The 6,961-nt window shown below is 68.5% G+C and carries 7 protein-coding genes and 1 pseudogene; 3 read left to right on the forward strand and 5 right to left on the reverse strand.

All coding sequences use genetic code 11. The features are described 5' to 3' along the window. Positions 1 to 100: 100 nt before the first annotated feature. The 3 genes from ACTWPW_RS53030 to ACTWPW_RS53040 all read left to right on the forward strand — a co-directional run bounded on the left by ACTWPW_RS53030 (position 101) and on the right by ACTWPW_RS53040 (position 3,139). Positions 101 to 1,081 (forward strand): hypothetical protein, encoded by a 981-nt coding sequence (locus tag ACTWPW_RS53030; RefSeq protein WP_443173411.1) that lies wholly within the window; start codon positions 101 to 103, stop codon positions 1,079 to 1,081. Beyond that, a complete protein-coding gene (locus tag ACTWPW_RS53035) occupies positions 1,078 to 1,650 on the forward strand; it encodes an AAA family ATPase (RefSeq protein ID WP_443173412.1) in 573 nt (190 codons plus the stop codon). The genes ACTWPW_RS53030 and ACTWPW_RS53035 overlap by 4 nt, the downstream gene beginning before the upstream one ends. Before the next feature lie 763 nt (positions 1,651 to 2,413). Then, positions 2,414 to 3,139, forward strand: a complete 726-nt coding sequence (locus tag ACTWPW_RS53040) for an ASCH domain-containing protein (RefSeq protein WP_443173413.1) — start codon at positions 2,414 to 2,416, stop codon at positions 3,137 to 3,139. 74 nt (positions 3,140 to 3,213) lie between these two features. Here ACTWPW_RS53040 and ACTWPW_RS53045 read toward each other — a convergent pair whose 3' ends face one another. From ACTWPW_RS53045 to ACTWPW_RS53065, 5 genes and pseudogenes are all read right to left on the reverse strand, one after another. After that, positions 3,214 to 4,029: a TSUP family transporter gene (locus ACTWPW_RS53045; RefSeq protein WP_443173414.1), complete on the reverse strand. Its 816-nt coding sequence runs from the start codon at positions 4,027 to 4,029 to the stop codon at positions 3,214 to 3,216. 5 nt (positions 4,030 to 4,034) lie between these two features. After that, positions 4,035 to 4,190 (reverse strand): hypothetical protein, encoded by a 156-nt coding sequence (locus tag ACTWPW_RS53050; protein ID WP_443173415.1) that lies wholly within the window; start codon positions 4,188 to 4,190, stop codon positions 4,035 to 4,037. Between the two features lie 62 nt (positions 4,191 to 4,252). Next, positions 4,253 to 4,648: a hypothetical protein gene (locus ACTWPW_RS53055; protein ID WP_443173416.1), complete on the reverse strand. Its 396-nt coding sequence runs from the start codon at positions 4,646 to 4,648 to the stop codon at positions 4,253 to 4,255. A gap of 517 nt (positions 4,649 to 5,165) precedes the next feature. Continuing rightward, positions 5,166 to 6,092 carry a bacteriocin fulvocin C-related protein gene (locus tag ACTWPW_RS53060; RefSeq protein WP_443173417.1) on the reverse strand — a complete coding sequence of 309 codons (927 nt, stop codon included), beginning with the start codon at positions 6,090 to 6,092 and terminating at the stop codon, positions 5,166 to 5,168. A 631-nt stretch (positions 6,093 to 6,723) separates the two neighbouring features. Further along, positions 6,724 to 6,961, reverse strand: a pseudogene (locus ACTWPW_RS53065) (IS110 family transposase); the annotation flags it as partial.

A 6,961-nucleotide genomic window follows, 5' to 3' on the forward strand; every position in this document is an offset into this window, starting at 1 on the left:
ATTATCTTATGAAACACCTCGCTCCACGCCACTGAAGAGTGTGGGCATTTTATGGGCGTGATGCTGGGTATTTCGTGGGCATCGCGGGGATACTGGAGGCATGACCTCCACCGGCACGATCGACGACACGCTGGCGGCCGAGGTGCGCGCGCTGCTGCGCGCCGGGCTTCCGCTCCGGACCGAGCAGTGCGGGCCCGGGCTGCTGGCCCTGCCCGCCGTACGGGCCCGCGCCCGCGGCGATGACCCCGTCAGCCGGGCCCGGGCACTGGACGCGCTGCTGCGTGAGCAACTGGACCGGGTGGAGCACCGGGACCTGGCCGCCGCCGCACGGCTGCTGTTCGGCGCCGACCCCGCCACTTCCGGTGCGACCTTGACCGCCCGGCGGGCGGCGGCGGCCGCGGCCGCCGGGTACGAGGAGCACCACTTCCGAAAGCGCGTCGAGCCCAAACTGACCGGTTTGGTGGCCCTGCAGCTGCGCCGGGCCGGCGAGGAGGCGGCGCTGTTCACCGCGGCGCCCGACCTGCGGGCCGCCTCAGGGCGGCCGGTGCTGCCGGCCGACGTGTTCGCCTGGGAGGCAACCGAGCACCAGCAGGCGCTGGCCACCCTGTGGGGGGCGGTCTACCTGCTGCGCGCCGAGCTGCTGGAGGTCGCCCGGCTGGTGAGTATGGACGCCGCTGAGCCCGACCTGGCCCGCGCGTGCCAGACGGCGCTGTGGCGCCACGCCCTGGTACTGCACGCCGTGCGCGATTACCGTGCCGCCTACGGCGCGGTGCTGCTGCACACCGGCATCGGCGCCGCCCCCGGCACGGCCCCAGGAACGGACCCATCGGCGGCCAGGCTCGGAGTCGACCAGATCGCCGCCCGCGCGGGCTGGACCCCGCCGCTCGGCCCCGCCCACGAGCTGCTGCTGGCCGAACTGACCAAACCCGAGCACGGCCTGGCCGACTTCACCACCCGCCTGGACACCAGCGCGGGCGGCCCCACGCTGGCCGCCGCCTGGCAACACGCCCTGACCGGCCGCCCCATCGACCCGGACAGCCCCGGCCACCACCACCTGACTCAGGAGGACGCACCGCGATGAGCCTCGACCAACTGCTCAACCCGAACACCCCACCGCGCCGCTACGTCATCACCGGCGGACCCTCGGCCGGCAAGGAGGCCGTCTTCACCGAGCTGGCCGCCCGCGGCATCGGCCACACCGAGGGTGAGCCCGCCCGGGAGATCTACCGCAAGCATCGCGAGTGGCTTGGCCGCCACCTGCAGGTCGGCGACCGGCGCGCCTACTCCCGCGACGTGCTGGAGGCGTTCATCACCGAATATTGCGACCACAAGAACGGGCTGCGCTTCTACAACCGGGGCATCCCCGACGGCTACGGCTGGGACGCCTTCTTCGGCCTCGGCCCCTACACCGAACTGGAGCAGGCTGCCCGCGTCTACCGCTACGACGCGGTGTTCATCCTGGACGCCCTGGACGACTTCAACTCCGCCGACGACGACGTGTGGGCCAAGGAACGCGAGATCCGCCGCGTCCACGAGCTCATCATCCAGGGCTACTACGACGCCGGATACCGGCCCATCTTCGTTCCCGCCGACGACGCCGGCCGCCGCGTCGACTTCATGCTCGCCCAGCTCCCCGTCCCCGCCGTCTGACCAGGAAGGCCCTCGGTGATGGACCACACCGGCACCCCCGCCCGCAGCACCGGCGCAGCGATCATCAGCCCGAACAACGTCCTGGCCAACGCGATGCTCCGCGCGGTGGACATGGTCCGCCCGCGGCTGCAGGCCACCAACCCCGACCGGGTCGCCTTCTGCGTCGGCACGCAGATCAACGGCGCCCCGCACCTGGGCACGAGTCTGGTGCAGACGGCGGCGTTCCTGCTGGCCAAGGCCACCAAACGCACCTTCAACGTCGACGCCGTCGTACGGTTCGGGGCGCTGGACAACGCCCCGTACGACATCCGGCTCGATCCGGAGACCCATCACGCCTACCAGCAGACCTACTACCACGCCCTGGGCCGGGAGGGCGTGCGCGAGCTGATGGGCAAGTACTACCGCGCCCTGTTCGACTCCCTGGCTGATGCCGCCGGCGTGGACTACGAGGTGGAGACCTACACCACCCAGCAGCACGATCCCGTCTTCCGGCACGAGTTCCTGGCCACCCTCGGCCGCCTGGGCCAGATCCGCTGGCCGCTGGCCCCCTCGCACGGCCAGGTGCACCTGCGCCTGCCGTGTTCCGAGTGCGGCTGGGCCGAGAAACGCGCCGAGCGCACCAAGCTGATCAGGGCAGGTTCGGGCGGCGCCGACTTCGCCGCCGTGTGCACCGACCATGGCCCTTACGAGGTGGCCGTCACCGCCGACGGCGGCGCGTACCTGGACTTGGCCACCCTGTACCGCAACCTGGTCAAGGGAACGCATGGCCATGCGCGACCCGGTCACCCTGTCGGTCATGGTCAAGGGCGGCGACTGGGCCTACGGCTGCCAGCTCGTGGACGAGGCCTTCGCCCTGCTGCCCGGCCTGGCCCCGCCGCCGCGCATCTTCACCCCGATGGTCCTCACCGACACCGGCGCCAAACTGTCCAAGTCGCTGATCCGCGACGGCAAGGTGCCGCCGCCACCCGGCGCCCGCGACTGGATGCTCGACATCACCACCTGGCCCGGCGATGTCGACTCCTTCGTCGACGCCATGGTCTGGCTGGTCGGCCGCATGCTGGCCGACCCCAAGCACTTCTACCGCAGCTACACCACCCAGGAACTGGATCGCATCATGACCGCCCGCCCACGCAGCACGACGGGCGTGCGCGCCCGCGAGATGAACCTCTACCGCCGATACTTCGACCTGGTGGCCGCCGGCCGCAAGACCATCGAGGTCCGTGTGCAGTACCCCAACCTGCGCAACCTCGCCGCCGGCGACCACATCCGGTTCGTGTGTGGCCGCGACGACGCCCTCACCCGGGTCAAACGGGTGGCCCGCTATGCCAGCTTCGAGGAGATGCTGGATGCCGAAGGCGCGGCCAACGTCAACCCCGACAGCCCCCGCGAGCAGCAACTGGCCAACATCCGCCGCATCTACGGCCCGGAGAAGGAAGCGCTCGGCGTGCTGGCCATCGAGATCGAACTCCTCCAGCCCACCACCACGTGACCGATCTTCGGCAGAGCCGCACCCACAAGACGAGCCAGGGCCCGCGCGCCGCACGGGCCCTGGCCATGTCGAGGTCAGACGTGGCGGGCCATCTTGACGGCGGAGATCAGCAAGATGATGGCCAGGACGGGGATGAGGACCAGGTCCGGGATGGCGCCGAGCAGCAGGCCGCCAAGTAGGGCGCCGGTGATGGAACCGGCGCCCAGGACGGCGACGAAGCACAAGTTGGCGCCCAGGACGGCGAAGCTGCCGTCGCGGCTGTAGCGGGCGAAGGCGACCAGCATGGTGGGCAGCGAGACCGCCAGAGACAGGCTGCCGGCGGTCTTGATGTCGACGGAGTAGAGCAGCACGATCGTGGGGATCAGCAGTTCGCCGCCGGCCACGCCCATGATCGCGGCGACCACGCCGATGCCGAACCCGGCCGCGACTCCCGCGAGGGCCTGTGCCGGGCCGGGCAGGACCAGCGCGCCCAGGCTGGTGGTGTGGGTGAGCACCAGGGCGGCGGCCATGACCACCATCAGGGCCGCGAGCACCTTGTAGAGGGTGGCGGTGCGCATCCGCACCGCCCAGGACGCGCCCGCCCAAGCCCCGAGCAGGCTGCCGGCCAGGAGGTTGACTGCGACGGTCCAGTGCGCGGCCAGCTCGGCGAGGGGGACGGCGGCCAGCCGGGCGGGCAGCGCGGTGAGCACGACGATGAGGCTCATCGCCTTGTTCATGATGACCGCCGCCAGCGCGGCGAACCCGAACAGGCTGATCAGCAGCGGGAGCCGGAACTCGGCGCCGCCCAGGCCGATCATCCCGCCGAGTACGCCAACCGCCGCGCCGGCGGCGAAGGCTGATGGCAGCGAGCCGACCACGGGCGCGGGGACGGTGGCGTCTTCCTGGGTCATGCCGATCAGGGTAGGCAGGTGAGCGGGCCGGCACGCCGTCCTGCGACGGCCACCCTGGGACCGCGGTCATCGGTTGTCAGCCGCTCCGCTTCATCGTGCAGGACCGCGATGAGGAGCAACTCCAGCACCAGATCCTCCTCCAGGCCGTTCAGAACTTCCACATGAGCCTCCTGATGAACAGACGCCCCAAAGCTTCAAACGTTGACCAAGCGCACGAGCTTCGCTATTTGCTTCCTGCGCCGTTCCTGCGACGGGCGTGCTGGCGCTGCGCGGCACGGCGGTCGCCGACTCGCAGCACCGGGGCGAGCTGTTCCCATGTGACGCCGGCCTCGCGCGCGGCCTCGATGAGCGCCGGCTCGACCTCGGCCAGCCAGTCGCGCAGACCAGCCAGCAGGGTCAGGGCCGCCAAAGCCTCATCGCCAGAGGGCCGATAGCTGCCGGGCAAGCGATGTGAGCTGGTCAAGTCATAGACGTTCGTGACCGCGCGAACATCATGCACGGCGTTCCCAGCCGGCACGAACTGAGTGTTCGGCGACTCTTCCCACAGGAAGGCGCGAGCCTCGTGAGAGACGGTCAGGTCAAAGGCAGGCCGCACGGCGCGCCTCCCGAATGTCGTCACGTTGCAGACGGAACGGTCCCCGCCACGATGACACACCGCGAGGCCAGGCGAGCGCTAATGGCCGCTTCAGAGCCGAAGCCGCTGACAGAACGTAGCGGTGATTACAGAGAGCTACTTTGGGGGTGGTTGCGCGGACCCGAGTGGGGGGCCGACAGCCACAGGCTCGGGACGGACCCGCGCCGCCACCCCAACGACCTGGTCCTCAACCGCCACCCGGTCGACCAGCACCGCCCCTGCCAGACGAGGAAAAACGATCTTCAAAAGGTAAGAGTCACACCGTGATCACCCTGCCGTACGCGACCCACCGTCACCACCGGATTCGTGCCAGAGCCCCCGAAGTGACAACCTCTTCATGGGGGTAGCCGGAATACGGGAAAAGCAGGCCAGGACGACCCTCGCCCGATAAGCCACCGCACCGGCCTCCGCCGTCAAACCCATGAAGCGGCGCACGCTCGGTCTCGGTCAACGCGATCGGCACTGCGGATGGACCCTAGGACATACATATCACACTACTGATTTATCCGAGCGTGTAGCAGAGACCGTTGCAGGGCTCTTCCCAGAACCAGCCGCAGCCCTTGGGAGCTGGCTGATCACACGGAAAGCCGCTGCAAAAAGCAGTGGCCCCCGAGCACCAATCGTCGTCAAGGTTGCAGTCACACGCGCTGGCAAGCAGCTGGGTCCCGCTTGGACGCTGAGATGGCCCGAGTGCAGCGACGATCTGGTACGCCTCATCCTCGCCAAAGTTCTCCACCAGCGCGTCATGCAGCTGCAACTGCGCCTGCCGATACTCCTCCCGCTTCCCCGCCGCGACGTCGAATATCGAATCGTCGGCGATGAGACTCTCCACGCGTGCGAACGTCTGCTCTTGGGAGGCCGGCATCGCCGGATGTGCCGCTCGATAGTGCTTGAGGTGCTCGCGCCAGAGCTTCCCGCGTACATTGATTGGCAGCGCCCGATAAATCTCCCTCCGATAGGCGAGCGCGTATCTGCGGAACTCCTCATAGGTCCGCGGGAGATCCTTTCCGGCTCGCGCCACCCAGGCAGCAGCAGCAGCTTGACGTTGTTCGGCAAAGGCAGGAGCCTTCCCTGCAAAGAGCATCCCACCGGCGACTGCGGCACCGGCGCCCAAGCGCAAGAAAGATTTGCGATCTAGCACTCCCGGCCGGGACCCCAATGGCTGATCGACCTCCTCGCGCAGCCCCCCCAGCGCAGTCAGCACCCGAAGAGTCCTGCGCGGGCCCAGGCGCCCGATGAGCGGGATCGCCATGCGCCGGGCTGTCCACCCGCGCACATCCTCTTCCTGTTCCCCCGAGCCGCGCACTTTCAACAGCGTGGGCGTGAATGGCGCGTTCTCCCCGAAAGCATGGACACGCCATCTCTGCACGTCCGGACGCTGCAGGGGCAGGATCTCGAGCCGACCATCTGCGGCACCGCTGACGACCACAGAGACCTCTTGGCAGGTGCTGCAGGAGGCATCGAAGGCGAGAACCCACCGCTCCTCAGAATGATTGCTTAGCATAATCGCTGCTCCCCTTCCATTGACCATGGTCCGCGCAGGTAGGTCGCCTTCAGGCGAAACGGTCATCGCGTCTGGTCATACGCCGTTCGCAGACGCCGAGCTTGATCAAGCGTGCATCAGTGACCGCCTGTTAACCAGCGGTATAATTGTCAATATTCGCCACCTTCCGGCCTCAGCGGCGAGAGCGCGCCGCCATCACCTTCTTCACCAGGCGAGCCCCATCCGCCACGACCTTCTGCAGGTCAACCCAATGGGCCGCATCGACATCGTCAAGGTGCCCAAGAACCTGCCCCGCACCGTTGAGGCCTCCGACGTGGCCGACGTGGCCAAGGTCCTGACTGCAATCTGCTCGCGCGGCCGCGCGAGAAGCTGCCGCTGGATCGGGCGCTGCTCCAGACCGCCTACATCTGCGGCGCCAGCGCCTCCGAAGTCTGCGACCTGCATGTCGAGGACCTCGACCTGCGCGCCTCTAATCCGAAAATCGGACAGTGACGGGGCAGGCGGCAGCGAACCCTGGCTTGCGGTGGTGGGTCAGGGTTGTTGAGTGGCGTGGCGGTCAGACGACTGGTTCGAGGGTCACGCGGTAGCCGAGGGCTTCGAGCTGGCGGACGTGGGTGCGTTTCTTGCGGTCAGGTTTGATGCGGGTGTCGTAGAAGTCGGCGCCCAAGTCGTGGAAGCGGGCGTCGGAGTTGGACAGCAGGTGCCAGACGATGGTCAGAATGGAGCGGCCGACCGCAACGACGGCTTTCTTCTTGCCGCGTCGGCGGGCGATGCGGCGGTAGCGCTCACCGAGG

The sequence above is a fragment of the Nonomuraea sp. KM90 genome (assembly GCF_052246675.1).
In the GTDB taxonomy this organism is placed as follows: domain Bacteria; phylum Actinomycetota; class Actinomycetes; order Streptosporangiales; family Streptosporangiaceae; genus Nonomuraea.

Bases quoted from the DNA above. Each gene is read 5' to 3' on its own strand.
- ACTWPW_RS53030 (WP_443173411.1), top strand. From the start codon at position 101: ATGACCTCCACCGGCACGATCGACGACACGCTGGCGGCCGAGGTGCGC.
- ACTWPW_RS53035 (WP_443173412.1), top strand. From the start codon at position 1,078: ATGAGCCTCGACCAACTGCTCAACCCGAACACCCCACCGCGCCGCTAC.
- ACTWPW_RS53040 (WP_443173413.1), top strand. From the start codon at position 2,414: ATGGCCATGCGCGACCCGGTCACCCTGTCGGTCATGGTCAAGGGCGGC.
- ACTWPW_RS53045 (WP_443173414.1), bottom strand. From the start codon at position 4,029: ATGACCCAGGAAGACGCCACCGTCCCCGCGCCCGTGGTCGGCTCGCTG.